Here is a 17,876-nt window from a genome sequence, read left to right as displayed (position 1 = left end):
GACAGTGATTGGGGAAACAGCGCCGAGCAGCCAAGCGCTCAGCCAGCCCAGGCTGGCAGCAGACGCGCCAGCCTGGGTAGCTCGAAGGCCCGGTAATCCGGCAAGCCGCCACGCACCGGCTGGGTGAACTCACCCTCGATCAGCGGACGTATGTAGTCGCAAGCAGCCTGGGTGACGTGGAGTCCGTCTGCGCTCAGGAAGGCAGACGGCAGGGCACGCTCGAGATTGGCGATCGGACGCGTGTCCACCGCGACCACATCCCAGCGGTAAGGGGCATCCTGAAGGCGGCGGATGGCAGACATCTGGCCACCGCCGCCAGCAAGCGCATACTCGACCGCCGCCCGACCGACTGCCATAGCCTGCTCGCGATCGGTCGCCGACAGCCAGTGCCCGCTCGCACGCTGCAGGTAGTCCGGGATCGCCCAATGATGCTTGTAACCGAGTTGCTCATGGAGCAGGCGTGCGATTGCCGACCCTGCGCCGCCGAGTTGGACGTAACCACGCGGGTCGCGCGACTTCTCCATGAGCAGACTGCCGTCAGCGCGGCGGATGCCCTCTGACACCGTCACCGTGCAATAGCCGAGCCGCTCGGTCGTCTCGCGCACACGTTGCAGGAAGCGCGCCTCATCGAACCCCACCTCCGGCAGCAGCACCACATGTGGCGCGCGCTCGGGATCGCCGTCAGCGGCAAGCGCGGTAGCCGCGGCCAGCCAGCCCGTGTTGCGCCCCATCACCTCGAGTACGAAGACGCTACCCTTGCGTCCGACCATCGACGCAATGTCGAGCCCGGCTTCCAGCATCGAGGTTGCGAGGTACTTGGCGGCAGAGCCGAAGCCCGGGCAGCAGTCGGTGCCGACGATATCGTTGTCCACCGTCTTCGGAACGCCGACACACTGCAGAGGATGGCCACGGCGCAACGCTTCGTCATGCAGGCGCGCCACCGCGTCCATCGAACCGTTTCCGCCGTTGTAGAGCAGGTAGCCGATGCGGTGGGCGTCGAACACTGCGAACAGGCGATCCATCACTGCTCCGCCATCGTCCCGCGGCAGGTCGAACCGACATGAGCCGAAAGCACCGCCCGGCGTACGAGCCAGGCGCTCGAGCGCGGTCTCGTCGAGCGCATCCGTATCGATCAGATCCTCGGCGAGCACGCCACCAATACCGCGATGCGCTGCCAGCACCTTTCCGATGCGTGGTGCGTAGCTGCGCGCGGTCTCGATCACCGCCGCCGCGGTCGCGTTGATGACGGCGGTCACGCCGCCCGAATGCGCATAGAGCAGGTTCGAATGCGTCATCGCGCCAGACCTCCCGACGAAATCCGTTGCCGAAGCAACCATCTCGCCGCAGCATCAAAACAAACGCGGCCGCCACCGAATCCGGCGCGGCCGCGCGAGAGAGCTGGCCAGTACACACACCGGCCCGCCCACGATCCAGAGAAGATTACTTGAGCGCTGCGAAAGCGTTCGCGGTAATCTCCTCGACCGGGCCGAGACCCGAGATCTTGCGCACCTTGGGAGCATTGGCGTCGCCGGAGGCGGCCCACTTGCCGTAGTACTCGACGAGCGGCTTGGTCTGCGCATGGTAGACATCGAGACGCTTCTTCACCGTCTCTTCCTTGTCATCGTCGCGCTGCACCAGATCCTCGCCGGTCACGTCATCCTTGCCTTCGACCTTGGGCGGGTTGTATTTGACATGGTAGGTGCGACCCGAGGCGAGGTGGGCGCGGCGCCCGCTCATGCGTTCGACGATCTCGCTGTCGGGCACGTCGATCTCGAGCACGAAGTCGATCGGCACACCGGCGTCCTTCATTGCATCTGCCTGCGGGATGGTGCGCGGGAAGCCGTCGAACATATAGCCGGCCTTGCAGTCATCCTGCAAAAGGCGATCCTTCACCAGGCCGATGATGATGTCGTCGGAAACCAGGCCGCCGGCATCCATCACCTTCTTGGCCTCGATGCCGAGCGGCGTGCCCGCCTTGACCGCTGCGCGCAGCATGTCACCGGTGGAGATCTGCGGAATGCCGAACTTCTCCTTGATGAAGTTGGCTTGCGTCCCCTTGCCGGCACCCGGCGGCCCCAAAAGAATCAGTCGCATACACCCTCCCGAAATTGACGGCCCTGGACGAGGCCGATTGATTATTGATTGATGAACAGGCCGAAACTTAACCGACGCAGGTCGCGGCGGTCAAACAGCGCCACTGGCATAAATTGCCCGTACGCGCTCGAGGTCCTCCATGGTGTCCACCCCTGCTGCAGGCGCATGGTCGAGTTCGAGCACACCGATACGGTAGCCATGCCAGAGCGCCCGCAACTGTTCCAGCGCCTCCCAGTGCTCGAGCGGAGACGGCGCGAGGCTGGCATAACGGCGCAGAAAGCCGACGCGATAGGCATAGAGGCCAACGTGGCGCAGCATGGGCAGCCCGGCCGGCAACCCGGTGCGCGCCTCCGCCCAGGCATCGCGCGCCCACGGGATCGGCGCGCGCGAGAAGTACAGCGCTCGCCCTGCGGCATCACAGACAACCTTGACCACGTTGGGATTGAAAACCTCGGCCGCATCTGCGAGCGGGTGGGCAGCCGTCGCAATCGCGCATTCAGCATCCCGGGCGAGCGCTTCGGCAACGGCAGCAACGACTGCAGTGTCGATCAAGGGCTCGTCGCCCTGAACATTGACGATGATGTCCTCGTCGGCCCACGCGCACAGCTCAGCCACCTCGGCGAGACGATCGGTACCACTCGGATGATCTGAACGGGTCATCACCACGACACCGCCCGCCGCACTCACGGCATCGCGAACGCCGTCGTGATCGGTCGCCACCAGAACCTCGGCAGCCCCCGCTGCGCGCACACGCTCGAGCACACGCACGATCATCGGCTTTCCACAGATGTCGGCCAAAGGCTTGGCCGGCAGTCGTGTCGACGCATAACGCGCCGGAACCACGATCCGAAACGCTGTCATGGCGCCCGTCCGGCTCAGCAGCGGCGGGGGTCGCGCAAAGCGTCGACCTCTTCGGCGCTCATCGCGCGTGCTTCCTCATCCAGCATGACCGGAATGCCGTCACGTATGGGGTAGGCCAGGCGATCGGCCTTGCACACCAATTCCTGCTTGTCGGCCAGGAAGTCGAGCGGCCCCTTGCACAACGGGCAGACGAGGATCTCAAGCAGTCGTGGGTCCATCTTCGAGTTTCTCCAGGATGCGTGTGGCGGCATCGACGCCGATCTGCGCCTTCACCGGTAGCTCCCAGCTGTCGGCAGGCGCGAAAGCCCGGCATTTTACCGCATCCTTGGCCGTCATCAGGATCGGCCTTGCATCGCCGAAGGCAAGGTCTTCAGCGACAAAGGCATGATGGTCGGCAAAGGGGTGTGCAATCACCTTCAGCCCCGCTTCGGCCAATTGATCGAAAAAGCGCTGCGGGCGACCAATACCCGCCACTGCATGCACCCTCTGCCCGCTCAACTCAGCCAGGGCACGCGTGCGCTGCGGTTCATTCACCGCCTGCAGCACAGCGCCTTCCAGCCGCATGGCATGGACCGGAACACCATGCGCCGCCGCGCGCGTGCTCGCCGACAACTCGCCATGCGCGATCACGAGATCGACCTCGGCCAGACGGGCAAGGGGCTCTCGCAACGGCCCCGCGGGCAGCAGCCAGCGGTTGCCCAGCGTGGCCTCGTCGACGACCGCGATCTCGATGTCCCGCCCCAGGCGGTAGTGCTGCAGACCGTCGTCGGCGACGATCACGTCGCAAGCGGGCGTGTTCCGCAACAGCTCCGCCGCGGCCGCCACCCGGTCCCGTCCCACCACCAATGGGCACCCGGTGATCCGAGCCAGCAGAACCGGTTCGTCGCCGAACGTCGCCGGGTCACCATCGGCCGGCACTGCCGCGACGCCCTGCACGCTGCCGCCGTGGCCGCGACTCACGATCCCCGGCTGCCAGCCGGCCGCGCGCAATACCTCGACCAGCCAGGCCACGACCGGCGTCTTGCCACTGCCGCCCACTGCGATGTTGCCAACGATGACCACCGGCACCGGCAGGCGCTGAGCGCGCACGCGCGCGCGCCGCCGACGCGCGAGCGCACCGAACAGCGCCGACAGCGGCCGCAGCGCGCACGCGACGGGACCGCGGCCCCGCCAGAAGTCTGGCGCGCGCGCGGCCATGCTCACGCGCTCACTGCGCGGGCGCCTGGGTGGCGAAGGTGATGTGCGGCAGCCCGGCGCGCTGGGCTGCCTGCATGACGTCCACCACACTCTGGTGGGTCGCCTTCGCGTCGGCATTGATGACCACCACGGGCGGATCGCCAGGCTCTCCAGGCACGGCCTTGCCAAGGGCGGCGGCAATCGCCTCGATGCTGCGGTCGGCGACCGGCAGGCGGTTGACGACGATCTCCCCCGTTGCCGTTACTGCGACGATGATCTCGCGTGCGACGACCTCACTGCCCTCCGACTCGGCGGTGGGAAGGTTGACCTCGAGCCCCGACACCTTCGAGAAGGTCGTCGTCAGCATCAGGAAGATGATGATCACCAGGACGACATCGATGAGCGGAATCATGTTGATCTCCGGCTCCTCGTTGCGGCTGCCACGGCGAAAGTTCATGCCGGCACTCCGTCAGGCCCGCCGCTCGCCATGTGCCACCTCGACAAGCTTGATCGCCTGCTGCTCCATGTCGATCACGAAACTGTCGATGAGCGCACGGAAATGCCGCCAGAAGATCATCGCCGGGATCGCGATGATCAGTCCGAGGCCGGTCGTGTACAGCGCAATCGAGATACCCTGGGCGAGCTGCGCTGGATTGGCCCCGCTGACGCCCTGCGAAGCGAAGATGTCGATCATGCCGATGATGGTACCGAGCAGCCCCATCAGCGGGCTGATGGCGGCAATGGTGCCGAGGGTGGTCAGGAAGCGCTCGAGTTCGTGCACAACCGCGCGGCCGGTCTCCTCGATCGATTCCTTCATCATCTCGCGCGGACTATTGACGTTGCGCAAGCCTGCGGCCAGCACTCGTCCCAATGGCGAATGGAGCGCAACACGCTCGATCATCGCCGCAGACGCGCCGTCCTGCTGCAGATCATTGAGCACGTTGTCGAGCAGGCCGGCAGGCACGACGCGAGCGCGACGCAAGGTGATGGAACGCTCGATGATCAGCGCGACCGCAATCACCGAAGCGAGGATCAGGGGCCAGATGGGCCAGCCGACGGCCTGAATGATTGCGAACACGCGGAGCAACCTCTTGCGGGCAAAGGCGGAACTCTAGCGCTGACGCCCGCATGCAGCAAGCAGCCCGGCCTTTCACGGGCCACCCCAATGAATCCACAAAAGCTGTGGATAAGTTTGTGGACATTTCGTGAAAGCGGGCCGAAAAGCCTACCGCTACAGGCATTCCTTCACTCCGATGCAAAATTGTGCAACATATTAAACACAATAAAATCAGTGACTTAACAACAAACCCCTTTCCCGTCAAGCACTTGCAGCACGAGTCTTGACAAGGCCTGAAGACTGTGGATTCCGCTAGAATCCCACCATGACTTTCCCCTACGAAACGCCGGTTTCACGGCCCACTGGAATCGAGCAGACGAGCACTGCAGTGCTGAGCGTGAGCGCCCTCAACCGCCTCGCTCGCGAGGCACTGGAAACCGCGCTGCCGCTACTGTGGGTTGGCGGAGAAATCTCCAACCTGACCCGCGCTGCATCGGGCCACCTCTATTTCACCCTGAAGGACGCGAATGCCCAGGTGCGCTGCGCAATGTGGCGCAACAAGGCCCAGCTGCTAGCCTTCCGGCCGCAGAACGGCATGCGCGTGGAAGCCCGCGCGCTGGTCACGCTCTACGAAGCCCGCGGCGACTACCAGCTCAACATCGAGAGCCTGCGCCCCGCCGGCATCGGCAGCCTGTTCGAGGCCTTCAACCGTCTCAAGGAGAAGCTCGCCGCGGAGGGCCTCTTCGACGCCGCCGGGCGGCGCCCCCTGCCTCGTCTGCCGCGGGCAATCGGAGTGGTCACATCGGCCCAGGCCGCCGCCCTGCGCGACGTGATCATCACCTTGCGACGGCGAGCCCCCCATGTGCCGATCATTGTCTTCCCGACCCCCGTCCAGGGACCGGATGCCGGCCCCGGCCTGCTCGCGGCACTCGACGCTGCCGCCGCGCATGCTGCGCAAGCGTCGATCGACGTCGTGCTGCTGGTGCGCGGCGGCGGCAGTATCGAGGATCTATGGGCGTTCAACGACGAGACGCTCGCGCGCGCCCTGCGGGCCAGTCGCCTACCGGTGGTGTGCGGGGTCGGCCACGAAACCGATGTGACCATCGCCGACTTCGCAGCCGACCTGCGTGCCCCGACTCCGACCGGCGCCGCCGAACTCGTCACCGAAGGGTGGCATGCGATGCGTTCGACCCTGCCCGGACTCGATGTCCAGCTGCAGCGCGCCATGATTCGGCGACTTGAAGCGCTCGGCCAGCGCCTCGACCGTGCCGCCTTGCAGCTCAAGCACCCACGTGCGCGCATGGCCGACGAGGCCAAGAGCCTGCAGGGCCTGGGCCAGCGCCTGAGCGACGCCATGAGGCGGCGCCTGGCGTTCGACCGCTTGCATGCAGAGCATGTGGGGGCGCGCCTGCGCGCGGCGGTACCACGGCTGGCGCAGGACCAGCGCACAATGGACGCCCTCGCGCACCGATTGCGGCGCAGCCTGCAGCACCTTTTGACCCATCAGCGCCAGCGCACCGAAGCCCTCGCGGCAAGCCTGCAGCACCTGGCCCCTGAAGCCGTGCTCGAGCGCGGCTACGCGATCGCACGCGACACGCAGGGCCGCGTCCTCCGCCATGCTGCCGAAGTGCCCGACGGCGCGACCGTAAGCGTGCAACTTGCCCACGGCAGCCTCGCCACCCGCGTCACCGGGCACCAGGACGACTGATTGAGGTCGAAACAGGTGCTCGCAGCCATCATCGGCCAGCTTCACCCGCTTGGCCGACCCTGCGGCCCCCGACACGACCTGTTCCGCAAACCCGCGGATAGGCTTAACATTCCGGGCCCAGCATTGTCAGCACGCAGCAAACCAGACTAAAATGGTCCTGGTTTAATGCCGCCGACGGACAAATCGAATACAGGAGAAACTCCATGGAACACACTCTGCCCGCCCTGCCTTACGCCAAGGATGCCCTCGCTCCGCACATCTCCGCGGAAACGCTGGAGTTCCACTACGGCAAGCACCACCAGGCCTACGTCACCAACCTGAACAACCTGATCAAGGGCACCGAGTACGAGAACCTCGACCTCGAGGCCATCGTCAAGAAGGCGCCAGCCGGCGGCATCTACAACAACTCGGCCCAAGTCTGGAACCACACCTTCTTCTGGAACAGCATGGCGCCCAACGGCGGCGGCGAGCCCACCGGCGCGCTGGCTGACGCCATCAAGGCCAAGTGGGGCTCGTTCGAAGACTTCAAGAAGGCCTTCCAGGCCTCGGCGGTCGGCAACTTCGGCTCTGGCTGGACCTGGCTGGTCAGGAAGGCCGACGGCTCGGTGGACATCGTCAACATGGGCGCCGCCGGCACCCCGCTGACGACCGGCGACACCGCCCTGCTCTGTATCGACGTATGGGAGCATGCCTACTACATCGACTACCGCAACCGCCGCCCGGACTTCGTTGCCACCTTCCTCGACAAGCTGGCCAACTGGGAATTCGCCGCGAAGAACTTCGCCTGATCCCCAGCCGCCCGGTTTCAACCGGGCCTGCCTCACCGAAAGCGACCCCACCGGGTCGCTTTCTTGCTTTACGCCCCCCCGACAAGGCGCCCCGACCATGCTCCAGGTGCTCTACCGCGACGAATGGCTCATCGCCATCGACAAACCCTCGGGACTGCTCGTGCACAGAAGCCCGATTGCCGCCCAGGAGGCGCGCTTCGCCGTTCAGCTCCTGAGGGACCAGATCGGCCAGCGTGTCTACCCGGCGCATCGCCTCGACCGTGGCACATCCGGTGTGCTGCTGTTCGCCCTCGACCGCACGGTGGCCGCTCGGCTGGGCGCACAGTTCGAGACCCGCACGGTCGACAAACGCTACCTCGCCATCGTCCGTGGCCATCCAGCACAGGCAGGCCTGATCGACCACCCGCTGACACGCCGGCTAGACGCCATCGAGCGCGATCGCGGCGTGGGCGCAGGTAACCGCGATGGGCACCCCGAAGACCTCGAGCGCGACGAGGTGACTAGCACTGCGCTCGATGCGCGCACGCGCTTCAGGCGCCTGGCCTGTGCCGAACTGCCCCATCGGGTCGACCGCTATGCAAGCAGCCGCTACGCGCTGCTGGAGCTCGCGCCCGAAACCGGACGCCGTCATCAGATCCGCCGTCACCTCAAACACATCTCGCATCCGATCATCGGTGACGCCACCTATGGCAAGGGCAGGCACAACCGGCTGTTCGCCGAACTGTTCGACAGCCATCGCCTGCTGCTGGCGTGCACACGCCTGGCACTGCGCCACCCGGTGCTGGACACTGCGCTGGAGATCATGGCGCCGCCGGCGGATGACTTCCACAGCGTCATGCGCGGTCTGGGCTGGCCCCTGGAACTTGCAACAAGCTGAAGCGCTCGGTGCAGCCATGTGGCTCCACCGAGCGGCCGTTTCGAGGCACAATGCCGCTTCACTAAGCCGGCTGCCGTGCGCCGTCTCTGCCCGCAGCACGAATCCGGCCCTTGCTCCAATCCCATACCACCCAGGTAGATCGATGAATCCGCTGCTCCAGGTACGTCAGTTCGGCCAGCAGATCTGGCTCGACAATCTCTCCCGCACGCTGCTCAACGACGGCCACCTTGCCCGCTTCATCAACGAGGATGGCGTCACTGGCATCACCACGAATCCGGCTATCTTCCACAAGGCGATTTCCGGGGGACGGTATTACGAGGACGACCTGGCCGGGCTCAAGCAGCAGCCGATGAGCGCCGAAGCGCGCTACGAGGGGCTCGTGATTCCCGATGTCCAGCGTGCCTGCGATCTCCTTGCCCCCCTGTTCCGGGACAGCGGCGGCGAGGCCGGCTACGTGAGCCTGGAGGTGTCGCCTGCACTCGCACACGATGCGGCAGGGACACTGGCAGCCGGCCTGCGCCTGAAGGCTGCGGTCAACCGGCCGAACCTGTTGATCAAGGTCCCAGCCACCCGCGCCGGGTTGCTGGCAATCGAGGAGCTGGTTGCGGCCGGCATCAGCGTGAACGTGACCCTCATGTTCTCGCTCACCCATGTCGATACGGTCGCCCAGGCATACGTCCGCGGACTCGAGCGCCTGCGTGCTCAAGGGGGCGACCTGCGGTCGGTCATGTCGGTCGCAAGCCTGTTCCTGTCGCGCGTCGACACGCTGGTGGACAAGCAGCTCGAAGCGCTTGCGGCGGACACCCCGGCCCGTCCGGGACGCACCGCGGTCGCACTCGCCCGCCTCGCCTACCAGCGCTACCGCGCACGCTTCCACGGCGAGGGTTTCGCGAACCTGCGTGCTGCCGGTGCGCGTCCGCAGTACATGTTGTGGGCGAGCACAGGCACGAAGAACCCGGCCTACAGCGACCTGCTGTACGTCGAACCCCTGATCGGTGCAGAGACGGTCAATACGCTCCCTGATGCAACGCTCGACGCCCTGCGCGACCATGGCAAGGCAGCGGCAACCCTCGAACTCGAACTCGACCAGGCTCAGGCGCAATTCGCGACCCTGGCGGCCGCCGGTATCGACCTCGAGGCCGCCGGAGAGCGCCTGCAGCAGGAAGGCCTGGCGCAGTTCGAGCAGGCTTTTTCAGCGCTGCTCGAACTGACCGCCTGACAGGCTCAAAGGCCTTAGCACGGGGCGGCTGCAAAGCGCGCCCCGTCGTGCTCAAGTCAGCGCAGGGACGACGTCGGCGATCAGCGCATTGCGCGAAATGCCCCGGCGGTCACCCGCCGCATCGAGCAACTCCTTCATGTCCAGGATCAGCACGATCTGGCCGTTGGACAGCGTCGTGACGCCGGCCACGCCCTTGGGCCGGAAGTCGTCGAGCGACTTGATCACAGCATCCTCGCGCCCGGCAAAGCTGTCGACCGCAAGGATGAAGGACCACTCGGCAGCCTGCATCAACACCCCGTACTGAGGTATGCGCTCACGCGGCCAGCCCAACAGCATCGACAGCGGCACGATCGGCAGAACCTCGCCGCGTACAACCATGGTCGCACGCCCACCCACATCCTGAATGGCGTCGGGCACGATCGGCAGGATCTCCCGCACCATCGACAGTGGCACCGCGAAAGGCTGATCGGCCAGCCGGACCAGCAACACCGGCAGGATCGCCAGCGTGAGCGGCAGGTTGATGATGAGCGTGGTGCCCTTGCCAAGCTCGGACTTGATCTCGATCGTGCCGTTCAGCTTCTGGATGTTGGTGCGCACGACATCCATGCCGACGCCGCGCCCAGAAACGTCCGACACCTTGTCGGCCATCGAAAAGCCAGGCAGGAAGATGAGGTTGTAACTCTGGCGATCATCCATGGTGCTCGCCTCCTCATCGGTGATGAGGCCGCGCTGGAGGGCCTTGGCCCGCAGTCGCTCGGCGTCCATGCCGCGCCCATCATCTGCCACCATGATGACGATGTGATCGCCTTCCTGGCGTGCCTCGAGGCGGACCAGGGACTTCTGCGGCTTGCCGGCGGCCCCTCGCCCTTCCGCATCCTCGATACCGTGATCGACTGCATTGCGAACGAGGTGGATGATCGGATCCGAGAGATCCTCGATCATCGTCTTGTCGATCTCCGTCTCCTCGCCGACCAGAACCAGTTCGACGTCCTTGCCCAGGTTACGCGCCAGATCGCGCGCAATGCGCGGATACTTCTGGAACAGGCGGCCAATCGGCTGCATGCGGGTCTTCATGACCGCGTTCTGCAGATCCGACACCAGCAGGTCCAGCTGGCTCACGGCCAGGTCAAGCGCATGCAGGGTCTCGGTGTCGTTACGGCCGCTGAGGATGTCGCTGCGCAAGGCATTGAGCCGGTTCTTGGTGAGGCCGATCTCCCCCGACAGGTTGAGCACCTGGTCGAGGCGCGCGGTATCGACGCGGATGGAGTTGTCGCGCTGCCGCTCCGTTTCCCGCCTGCCCGTCGGCCCACTGGCCCCCGGCACGTCGGTTGCACGCCGCCCGAGCGCGGCCTTTACGACGGGATCCTCGGACTCCGTGCGTACCGTGGCGGCGCCGGTCTCCACTGCTACAGGTGCAGGCGCCTTGGCGGCAGGCACGACCGCCTTGCCGGTCACGGTCTCGTACAGAACGTCCCAATCAGGCTCACCCTGCCGCGGCACCTTCACCGCAGCAGCAGGTCCAGGCTCAGCTGCACGCACCTCGGCCCCGTCCTCTCCGTCAACCGCGGCCCGCAGCTTCGCGATCAACGCGGGGGCGGCCGGCGCCGGCTGGGTGCCACGTTCGAGATCGCCGAACATCTGGCGGACCGACGCCGTCGCGGCAAGGATGACGTCCATGCGTTCCGGCGTCACCTTCAGTTCGCCATTGCGCAACCTGTCGAAGAGGCTCTCGGTCAGATGGCACAGCGTGACGAGTTCGCCCGCGTTGAGGAAACCCGCACCCCCCTTGATGGTGTGGAAACCGCGGAAAATCTCGTTGAGCAGGCCGACATCGTCCGGCGCCCGCTCCAGATCGACCAGCTTGTTGTCCACGCCGGACAGCAGATCCTCGGCCTCGACGAGAAAATCCTGCAGCAGCTCTTCCATTCCGGCGAAATCACTCATGGCTCACCTATGCTCTTCATTGACCCGGACCCTGTGCCCATAAAAGCCGGCCGTCCGCTTTAGAACCCGAGGCTCTCGAGAAGGTCGTCCACCTCGGACTGGTTATGCAGCACGTCCGCCCCCGCAACCCCATCGATCACCGGCCCGTTGAGCAGGCTCGCCTTGCATTCGGCCCGGACCTGCGGTGGCGTGGCTTCGATCAAGACCTGTACGAGCTGGCTCTCGAGCATTTGCGCCAGCTCCAGCACGCGCTTGATCACCTGTCCAGTCAGATCCTGAAAGTCCTGCGCCATCATGATTTCGTGCAACTGCTTGCTGGTCGAACGCGAGCCTGCCGCGACCTCGGCGATGAAACGTCGCGTGTCACCGCTCAAGTCACGGAACTCGCCGGGCGACAACTCACCGGCATAAAGTCGATCCCAGCGCGCGCCCAAGGCATTGGCACCGCTGGCAAGCGCGGACTGGATCGGCGCAGCAACATCGGTCGCATTCAGAACGCGGCTGGCAGACTGCTCGGTCATCTGGGCGATGTAGGCCAGTCGCTGACGCACGTCGGGAATGGCCTCGGCCGCCTCCTGCAAGGTGCCCTCCAGCCCCAACTCGCGCAAGGTGTCGTGAACCTGCCGGGTCAATTGCCCCAGGCGGGTAAACACCACGGCAGGTTCGACCTGTTCTGCGACCGAGGCGTGCGTGTTGCTGGCGGCCGCTGCCGGGGCGGCCGCTTGGGGCGCAGCCGGCTCGGCGGTGTGCTCCGCCTGCGAGGCCACGGCGTCGAACAAGGCCTGCAGTTCGTCACTGTCACCGGTATCGGCACTCGCACCAAGCGGACTGGCCTCTACCGGCCGCGCTACCGACGGGCTTCGAGCTCGCCCCACCGGCTCAGCCGCAATGCTGTCGAACAGCGCCTGCAGCTCGTCGGAATCACCGGCCTCATCGATCTTCGACTTCTTGCTCATCTGTCTTGCTCCGTTCCCAACCGAAGGCGGCGCTCACGCCGAGTTCTGGCCCATCTTCTCGAAGATCTTCTCCAGCTTCTCGGCCAGGGTCACCGCCGTGAAGGGCTTGACGACATACCCGCTCGCGCCGGCCTGGGCCGCGGCGATGATGTTCTCCTTCTTGGCTTCGGCCGTGACCATCAGCACGGGAAGGTGCTTGAGGTGCGGCGTGCGCCGGATGGTCTGGAGCAGAGTCAGCCCATCCATGTTGGGCATGTTCCAGTCTGTCACGACGAAATCGAAAGAGCCGCTGTTGAGCTTCTGCAGCGCAACCGCACCGTCCTCTGCCTCGTCGACGTTGGCGAATCCAAGCTCCTTGAGGAGATTGCGGACAATGCGCCGCATCGTCGAGAAGTCGTCGACAACAAGGAATTTGGTTTTAGGGTCGGCCATGTTCTGTGTTCTCCGGGGTTCTATGCCTGCGCCGTTCTGGTTCAGCGACGGCCACGATTCAACATGGGCCGAATCGTCTCGGCCAGCACGTCGGCGTCGAATTTTGCCACGTAGGCGTCGACCCCGACGCGTTTGCCCATCGCGCGATTGGCGTCCGAAGACAGCGACGAGTGCATCACGACGGGAATGCCATTGAATCTGTGATCCGCCTTGATGTTGCGCGTAAGTACGTAGCCATCCATCTCCGGCATCTCTGCGTCCACCAGGATCAGGTCGATCTCATCGATCACCTGGCGTCCAACCTGGTCCGCATGCGTTGCGATGCCCTGCAGCCGGTTCCAGGCCTCGAGGCCGTTCTGCGCGTGCTTGTGCCGCACACCGAGCTTGTCCAGGACCTCGGTGATCTTGCGCCGGGCCACGCTGGAGTCATCGACGAAGAAGACGCTGCATTCGTGGCCATGGCTGATCGGCGCGATGTTTCCGACCACCGCATCGCCAAAGGTGTTGGCGAGGATGGTCTCGACATCGAGGATCGACACCAAGCGACCGTCGGGAAGCTCGGTAATCGCCGTGATGAAGGTCTGGGAGGACGACGATACGTTCTCCGGCGCCCGCACCTTCTCCCAGTCGACCCGCACGATGCGATCCACCGAATCGACCAGGAACCCGAGCGTGCGCTTGCTGTACTCGGTCACCATCATCGCCCCGCCCAGCGGGGCACCGGGCTTGGTGAGATCCAGGATGCGCCCCAGGGAAAGCACGGGAATCACGTTACCGCGCAGCGAAATCAGGCCCTCTACGCCGGCCGGCATATTGGGGGTACGCGTAATGAAGGGCGTCTGGGAAACCTCGCGCACCTTGAACACATTGATGCCGAAGTGCTCATTGGTGCCCAGCGAAAACAGGAGGATCTCCATCCGGTTCGAGCCCGCCAGGCTGGTGCGCTTCTCGACGGTATCGAACAGCGCGTTCTCTTCGTTCTGCAGCTCTCGCATGTTGCCTCCTCAATCCGCCTGATCCTTGTCCGCCGCCCGCATGAGACGCACCAGCGTCTCGGCCAGCTTCACTGGCTCGAACTTCGGCACGTACTCGTCGACCCCCACGGAATGCCCGAGCTGCTGGTTCGACATCCCCGACAGCGACGAATGCATGAGCACCGGAATGCCGGCGAAACGCCGATCGGCCTTGATCTGGCGCGTCAACATGTAGCCGTCGAGCTCCGGCATCTCGACGTCGGTCAGTATCAGGCTCACGAGGTCGGATACCTTGCGCCCGGTCGCCTCGGCCTGCATGGCGGCCTTGTTCAGCTCTTCCCAAGCCTGGCGGCCATTCACGGAGCCCACGTACCGCACCCCCATCGCGTCCAGGGTCTGGGTGATCTGCCGACGCGCCACGGAGGAGTCATCGGCGAAGTACACGACGTGATTCTCGGCCCCGGGGAAGGGACGGATGTCACGGAACTCGATATCGTCGTCATAGTTCGAGGTTTCGGACAACACCTTCTCGACGTCGAGCAACATGACCAGACGGCCATCGGCGAGCTCGGTCACAGCCGTCACCAGCCCCCCGAGCCTGGCCGTGAGCATCTCCGGGGGAACTCGCATCTGCGACCAGTCCAGCCTGAGGATGGTATCCACGGCCTCCACCAGAAAACCCTGGGTATGGCCGTTGTATTCGGTGACGATCATGATCTCGCGCGGACTGTCGTCACTGATGCCGCCATATCGCCCCAGATCGACCACCGGCACCAGGGCACCACGCAGGCTGACCATGCCTTTAACGGCGTCGGGCATCTCCGGCGCCGCCGTGATCTGCGGCGTGCGCATCACCTCGCGGACCTTGAAGACATTGATACCGAAGGTCTCCCTTCGGCCCGTTCGCGCGTCGACACCCAGCGTAAAAAGCAGGATCTCGAGCTTGTTCGTTCCCGCAAGCCGGGTACGGGCGTCGATATTCTTGAGCAGTTCGGACATGTCTTGTTCCGCTTTCCGGTTGGGTTTAGGCCGCCGCGCCGGCTGCCTTGAAAGATGTATCGGCTACAGCTCGATTAACTTTAGGTTAGTGCATCAACGCAGCGGCGCGCCAAAGATATCACTGACGACAGCGTCCCCTCCATCCGGCTCGCGAGCACCGGGCGCACCCGCCCCCTCGACCTCGATCTGCCGCCCAGGCGCCCGCATCGCCTCCTCCGCTGCCTTGTTCAGGACGACGATGCTGATGCGACGGTTGGCCGGGTCCAGGGGATCATCCGGGTTCAGGTGCGCGGTGTCGGCAAGTCCGAGCACGCGCACCAGCTTGCCCGGCTCGAGCCCGCCGGCGACCAGCTCTCGGCGCGCTGCATTGGCACGATCGGCCGACAGCTCCCAGTTCGAAAACCCGCGCTCCCCGCCCGCATACTGCGCGGAGTCGGTATGCCCCGACATGCTGATGCGGTTGTCGACATCATTGAGGGCGCGTGCAATCTCACGCAGCAGCTCGCGGGTATATGGACGCAGATTGGCGCTGGCCGACGTGAACATCGGACGGTTCTGCGCATCGACGAGCTGTATCCTGAGCCCTTCCGAAATGATGTCGAGCAGGATCTGTTCCTTGAACTGGCGCAACGATGGGTTGGCCTCGATGATTGCCTCCAGCTTGCCCTTCAGATCGATCATCCGCGCACGCTCACGGCGCTTGGCCGCCTCGAGGGCCTCCTCGGCACGCATCTCGTCCGGCGTCTTCACGCGCGCACGCGCGGCATCAACGTTGATCGCACGCGTGCTAGGCGTGTCTCCGCGCCGCACCTGGCCGACCTTGCGCGACAGATCCTCGCCACCGCCCTTGATGATGCTCGAGCTGTCACCCGTCCCCTCGCCCCCGGCCATGGCCAGCTTGAGCGGGTTCTGGAAGTGATCGGCAATGCCCTCGAGATCTCCCTGGGCCGTCGAACCGAGCAACCACATCAGCAGGAAGAAAGCCATCATCGCGGTCACGAAATCCGCATAGGCGATCTTCCATGCACCGCCATGGTGGCCTCCACCCCCCTTCTTGATGCGCTTGACGACGATTGGCTGCTGGGTATCGTCGCTCATCACGCACTCCAGACCACGCCAACCTGAAGACGGCGTGAGTACTCAGGCGGGACGGAACCCGATGAAGGCATAGGACTCAACCCTTCCGGTTCTTGATTTCCTGCTCGAGCTCGACAAAGCCCGGGCGGTCGGTCGAGTAAAGCACCTTGCGACCGAACTCGATCGCGACCTGCGGCGCATAGCCGTTCATGCTCGCCAGCAGCACCACCTTGATGACCTGGTAGATCTTGCCCCCTTCCTCGACCTTCTGCTCGAGCTGGCCGGCAAGCGGTGCGACAAAGCCGTACGACACGAGAATCCCCAGGAAGGTACCGACGAGCGCACCGCCGATCATCTTGCCCAGCACAGCAGGGGGCTGGCCCACCGAGCCCATCACGTTGACCACCCCCATAACCGCCACCACGATGCCGAAGGCTGGCACCGCGTCGGCAACCTTGGCGACCACGTGCGGCGCCGTATGCGCCTCCTGGTGGTGAGTCTCGATCTCCATGTCCATCAGGTTCTCGATCTCGAACGCATTGAGGTTGCCACCCACCATCATGCGCAGGTAGTCGGTCATGAATTCGACCACATGGTGATCGGCGGTCACGCTCGGATACTTGGAAAAGATCGGGCTGGAGTCAGGGTTCTCGATGTCGTTCTCGATCGACATCAGGCCCTCCTTGCGTACCTTGGCCAGGATCTCGAACAACAGGGCAAGCAGATCGACGTAAAGCGCCTTGTTGTACGGCGACCCCTTGAGCGCCATCGGCAAGCCCTTGAGCGTCGCCTTGATTGCCTTCGGGCCATTGCCGGCGATGAAGCCGCCGATCATCAGGCCGAAGATCGCGACATACTCGAGCGGCACCCACAAGGCGAGCAGGTCGCCATGCATCGCATAGGTCCCAAGCGACGCCAGCAGCACGACAACGTATCCAATGATCAGGAACACCAGTGACTCCAGGGCGTATGGCCACGCCTGCCGACCTTCGGCTCGCGACCTGTGACCGACTTATCGGCGCGACCTCGCGAAACTTGAACGGCTCGCACGATCAGGCAGGCATGCACCAAAAAAACATGGGCCGCGTGTTACCAGCGCGGCCCATGAAGCATATCCGGAATGCCCGCCAGCGGGCACGGTCTCAAGCCGATACAGCCACTCGCGTGCGGGACACGGCCTTGCGCGTGGCCTTCTTGCGCGAAGAACCCGCCCGCGACGGCATGTTGCACAAGCCGCAGACATAGCCCTGCACCGGGTCATGCGCATGGCCGACGAAGCGTCCACCGCAGCAGGTGCAGGTACTGAGTTGCAGCAGGTCGGCATCGAAGAAGCGCACCAGCGTCCACGCCCGAGTCAAGCTCAGCACCGGCTCCATGGCCGAGCTCTCGATGTGGTCGAGGTAGAGGTTGTACGACTTGAGGATGGCATCCAGCCCACGCACACCGGCACGCTCGACGAAGAAGCGATGAAAGCCCATGAACAGCGACGAGTGCACATTGGGCTGCCAGGTCATGAACCAGTCCGTCGAGAACGGCAGCATGCCCTTGGGCGGCGACACACCGCGCACTTCCTTGTAGATCCGAAGCAGCTTTTCGCGGCTGAGACGAGTCTCGACCTCGAGCATCTGCATGCGCGCGCCAAGCTGGACCATCTCGACCGCGCGCCGGACGTCCTCGGCTTCCTCGATCACTGTCTTGTTCTTCATCTAGGCCT

General features: G+C 64.7%; 19 protein-coding genes. 4 read left to right on the top strand and 15 right to left on the bottom strand.

The features are described 5' to 3' along the window. Positions 1–38: 38 nt before the first annotated feature. The 7 genes from P7F68_RS17985 to P7F68_RS17955 form a co-directional block, all read right to left on the bottom strand. Positions 39–1,295 (bottom strand): 6-phosphofructokinase, encoded by a 1,257-nt coding sequence (locus P7F68_RS17985; protein ID WP_277835199.1) that lies wholly within the window; start codon positions 1,293–1,295, stop codon positions 39–41. 145 nt (positions 1,296–1,440) lie between these two features. Then, entirely contained in the window at positions 1,441–2,094 is a 654-nt protein-coding gene (adk, locus tag P7F68_RS17980) for an adenylate kinase (RefSeq protein ID WP_002927699.1), read from the bottom strand. A gap of 90 nt (positions 2,095–2,184) precedes the next feature. Beyond that, entirely contained in the window at positions 2,185–2,955 is a 771-nt protein-coding gene (kdsB, locus tag P7F68_RS17975; protein WP_037983289.1) for a 3-deoxy-manno-octulosonate cytidylyltransferase, read from the bottom strand. A 14-nt stretch (positions 2,956–2,969) separates the two neighbouring features. After that, complete coding sequence (locus P7F68_RS17970; RefSeq protein WP_002927703.1) at positions 2,970–3,173, bottom strand: Trm112 family protein; 204 nt, start codon at positions 3,171–3,173, stop codon at positions 2,970–2,972. After that, the gene (gene lpxK, locus P7F68_RS17965) at positions 3,154–4,152 is read right to left on the bottom strand and encodes a tetraacyldisaccharide 4'-kinase (RefSeq protein ID WP_277835216.1); all 999 of its coding nucleotides are present in this window, start codon (positions 4,150–4,152) and stop codon (positions 3,154–3,156) included. The genes P7F68_RS17970 and lpxK overlap by 20 nt, the downstream gene beginning before the upstream one ends. Positions 4,153–4,162: 10 nt before the next feature. Then, positions 4,163–4,588, bottom strand: coding sequence for an ExbD/TolR family protein (locus tag P7F68_RS17960; RefSeq protein ID WP_002927707.1), 426 nt, complete (start codon positions 4,586–4,588; stop codon positions 4,163–4,165). A 12-nt stretch (positions 4,589–4,600) separates the two neighbouring features. Continuing rightward, the gene (locus P7F68_RS17955) at positions 4,601–5,209 is read right to left on the bottom strand and encodes a MotA/TolQ/ExbB proton channel family protein (RefSeq protein WP_002927711.1); all 609 of its coding nucleotides are present in this window, start codon (positions 5,207–5,209) and stop codon (positions 4,601–4,603) included. Between the two features lie 367 nt (positions 5,210–5,576). Between P7F68_RS17955 and xseA the strand changes: the two genes are divergently transcribed. The 4 genes from xseA to tal all read left to right on the top strand — a co-directional run bounded on the left by xseA (position 5,577) and on the right by tal (position 9,780). Continuing rightward, entirely contained in the window at positions 5,577–6,896 is a 1,320-nt protein-coding gene (xseA, locus tag P7F68_RS17950) for an exodeoxyribonuclease VII large subunit (protein ID WP_277835214.1), read from the top strand. A 203-nt stretch (positions 6,897–7,099) separates the two neighbouring features. After that, on the top strand, positions 7,100–7,684 hold the full coding sequence (locus P7F68_RS17945; protein ID WP_270068191.1) for a superoxide dismutase: 585 nt from the start codon (positions 7,100–7,102) through the stop codon (positions 7,682–7,684). Positions 7,685–7,781: 97 nt separating this feature from the next. Then, positions 7,782–8,561 (top strand): pseudouridine synthase, encoded by a 780-nt coding sequence (locus P7F68_RS17940; RefSeq protein WP_277835192.1) that lies wholly within the window; start codon positions 7,782–7,784, stop codon positions 8,559–8,561. Positions 8,562–8,703: 142 nt separating this feature from the next. Next, entirely contained in the window at positions 8,704–9,780 is a 1,077-nt protein-coding gene (gene tal, locus P7F68_RS17935) for a transaldolase (protein ID WP_277835190.1), read from the top strand. Between the two features lie 51 nt (positions 9,781–9,831). Here tal and P7F68_RS17930 read toward each other — a convergent pair whose 3' ends face one another. The 8 genes from P7F68_RS17930 to flhC form a co-directional block, all read right to left on the bottom strand. Further along, positions 9,832–11,724, bottom strand: coding sequence for a chemotaxis protein CheA (locus P7F68_RS17930; protein WP_083491500.1), 1,893 nt, complete (start codon positions 11,722–11,724; stop codon positions 9,832–9,834). 59 nt (positions 11,725–11,783) lie between these two features. Further along, positions 11,784–12,680 (bottom strand): protein phosphatase CheZ, encoded by an 897-nt coding sequence (gene cheZ, locus P7F68_RS17925; protein WP_277835187.1) that lies wholly within the window; start codon positions 12,678–12,680, stop codon positions 11,784–11,786. 33 nt (positions 12,681–12,713) lie between these two features. Continuing rightward, the gene (gene cheY, locus P7F68_RS17920; RefSeq protein ID WP_002927726.1) at positions 12,714–13,112 is read right to left on the bottom strand and encodes a chemotaxis response regulator CheY; all 399 of its coding nucleotides are present in this window, start codon (positions 13,110–13,112) and stop codon (positions 12,714–12,716) included. Positions 13,113–13,153: 41 nt separating this feature from the next. Next, complete coding sequence (locus P7F68_RS17915) at positions 13,154–14,107, bottom strand: chemotaxis protein (protein WP_002927727.1); 954 nt, start codon at positions 14,105–14,107, stop codon at positions 13,154–13,156. Between the two features lie 9 nt (positions 14,108–14,116). Then, positions 14,117–15,085 carry a chemotaxis protein gene (locus tag P7F68_RS17910; protein WP_002927729.1) on the bottom strand — a complete coding sequence of 323 codons (969 nt, stop codon included), beginning with the start codon at positions 15,083–15,085 and terminating at the stop codon, positions 14,117–14,119. A gap of 93 nt (positions 15,086–15,178) precedes the next feature. Further along, a complete protein-coding gene (gene motB / locus P7F68_RS17905) occupies positions 15,179–16,183 on the bottom strand; it encodes a flagellar motor protein MotB (RefSeq protein ID WP_002927731.1) in 1,005 nt (334 codons plus the stop codon). A 76-nt stretch (positions 16,184–16,259) separates the two neighbouring features. After that, entirely contained in the window at positions 16,260–17,114 is an 855-nt protein-coding gene (gene motA, locus P7F68_RS17900) for a flagellar motor stator protein MotA (protein WP_002927734.1), read from the bottom strand. A gap of 190 nt (positions 17,115–17,304) precedes the next feature. Beyond that, positions 17,305–17,868, bottom strand: coding sequence for a flagellar transcriptional regulator FlhC (flhC, locus tag P7F68_RS17895; RefSeq protein ID WP_002927737.1), 564 nt, complete (start codon positions 17,866–17,868; stop codon positions 17,305–17,307). Positions 17,869–17,876: the final 8 nt, after the last annotated feature.

Source organism: Thauera mechernichensis, from assembly GCF_029588855.1.
Lineage (GTDB): Bacteria > Pseudomonadota > Gammaproteobacteria > Burkholderiales > Rhodocyclaceae > Thauera > Thauera mechernichensis.
The sequence above is the reverse complement of the archived record's forward strand: the minus strand, read 5'-3'. Positions and strand labels throughout refer to the sequence as shown.

Excerpts from the sequence above, each read along its gene's own strand:
- tal (WP_277835190.1), top strand. The coding sequence starts at position 8,704 with ATGAATCCGCTGCTCCAGGTACGTCAGTTCGGCCAGCAGATCTGGCTC.
- P7F68_RS17960 (WP_002927707.1), bottom strand. The coding sequence starts at position 4,588 with ATGAACTTTCGCCGTGGCAGCCGCAACGAGGAGCCGGAGATCAACATG.
- adk (WP_002927699.1), bottom strand. The coding sequence starts at position 2,094 with ATGCGACTGATTCTTTTGGGGCCGCCGGGTGCCGGCAAGGGGACGCAA.
- P7F68_RS17915 (WP_002927727.1), bottom strand. The coding sequence starts at position 14,107 with ATGCGAGAGCTGCAGAACGAAGAGAACGCGCTGTTCGATACCGTCGAG.
- P7F68_RS17940 (WP_277835192.1), top strand. The coding sequence starts at position 7,782 with ATGCTCCAGGTGCTCTACCGCGACGAATGGCTCATCGCCATCGACAAA.
- P7F68_RS17930 (WP_083491500.1), bottom strand. The coding sequence starts at position 11,724 with ATGAGTGATTTCGCCGGAATGGAAGAGCTGCTGCAGGATTTTCTCGTC.
- kdsB (WP_037983289.1), bottom strand. The coding sequence starts at position 2,955 with ATGACAGCGTTTCGGATCGTGGTTCCGGCGCGTTATGCGTCGACACGA.
- P7F68_RS17910 (WP_002927729.1), bottom strand. The coding sequence starts at position 15,085 with ATGTCCGAACTGCTCAAGAATATCGACGCCCGTACCCGGCTTGCGGGA.
- lpxK (WP_277835216.1), bottom strand. The coding sequence starts at position 4,152 with ATGGCCGCGCGCGCGCCAGACTTCTGGCGGGGCCGCGGTCCCGTCGCG.
- motB (WP_002927731.1), bottom strand. The coding sequence starts at position 16,183 with ATGAGCGACGATACCCAGCAGCCAATCGTCGTCAAGCGCATCAAGAAG.
- flhC (WP_002927737.1), bottom strand. The coding sequence starts at position 17,868 with ATGAAGAACAAGACAGTGATCGAGGAAGCCGAGGACGTCCGGCGCGCG.
- cheY (WP_002927726.1), bottom strand. The coding sequence starts at position 13,112 with ATGGCCGACCCTAAAACCAAATTCCTTGTTGTCGACGACTTCTCGACG.
- P7F68_RS17970 (WP_002927703.1), bottom strand. The coding sequence starts at position 3,173 with ATGGACCCACGACTGCTTGAGATCCTCGTCTGCCCGTTGTGCAAGGGG.
- P7F68_RS17945 (WP_270068191.1), top strand. The coding sequence starts at position 7,100 with ATGGAACACACTCTGCCCGCCCTGCCTTACGCCAAGGATGCCCTCGCT.
- cheZ (WP_277835187.1), bottom strand. The coding sequence starts at position 12,680 with ATGAGCAAGAAGTCGAAGATCGATGAGGCCGGTGATTCCGACGAGCTG.
- P7F68_RS17985 (WP_277835199.1), bottom strand. The coding sequence starts at position 1,295 with ATGACGCATTCGAACCTGCTCTATGCGCATTCGGGCGGCGTGACCGCC.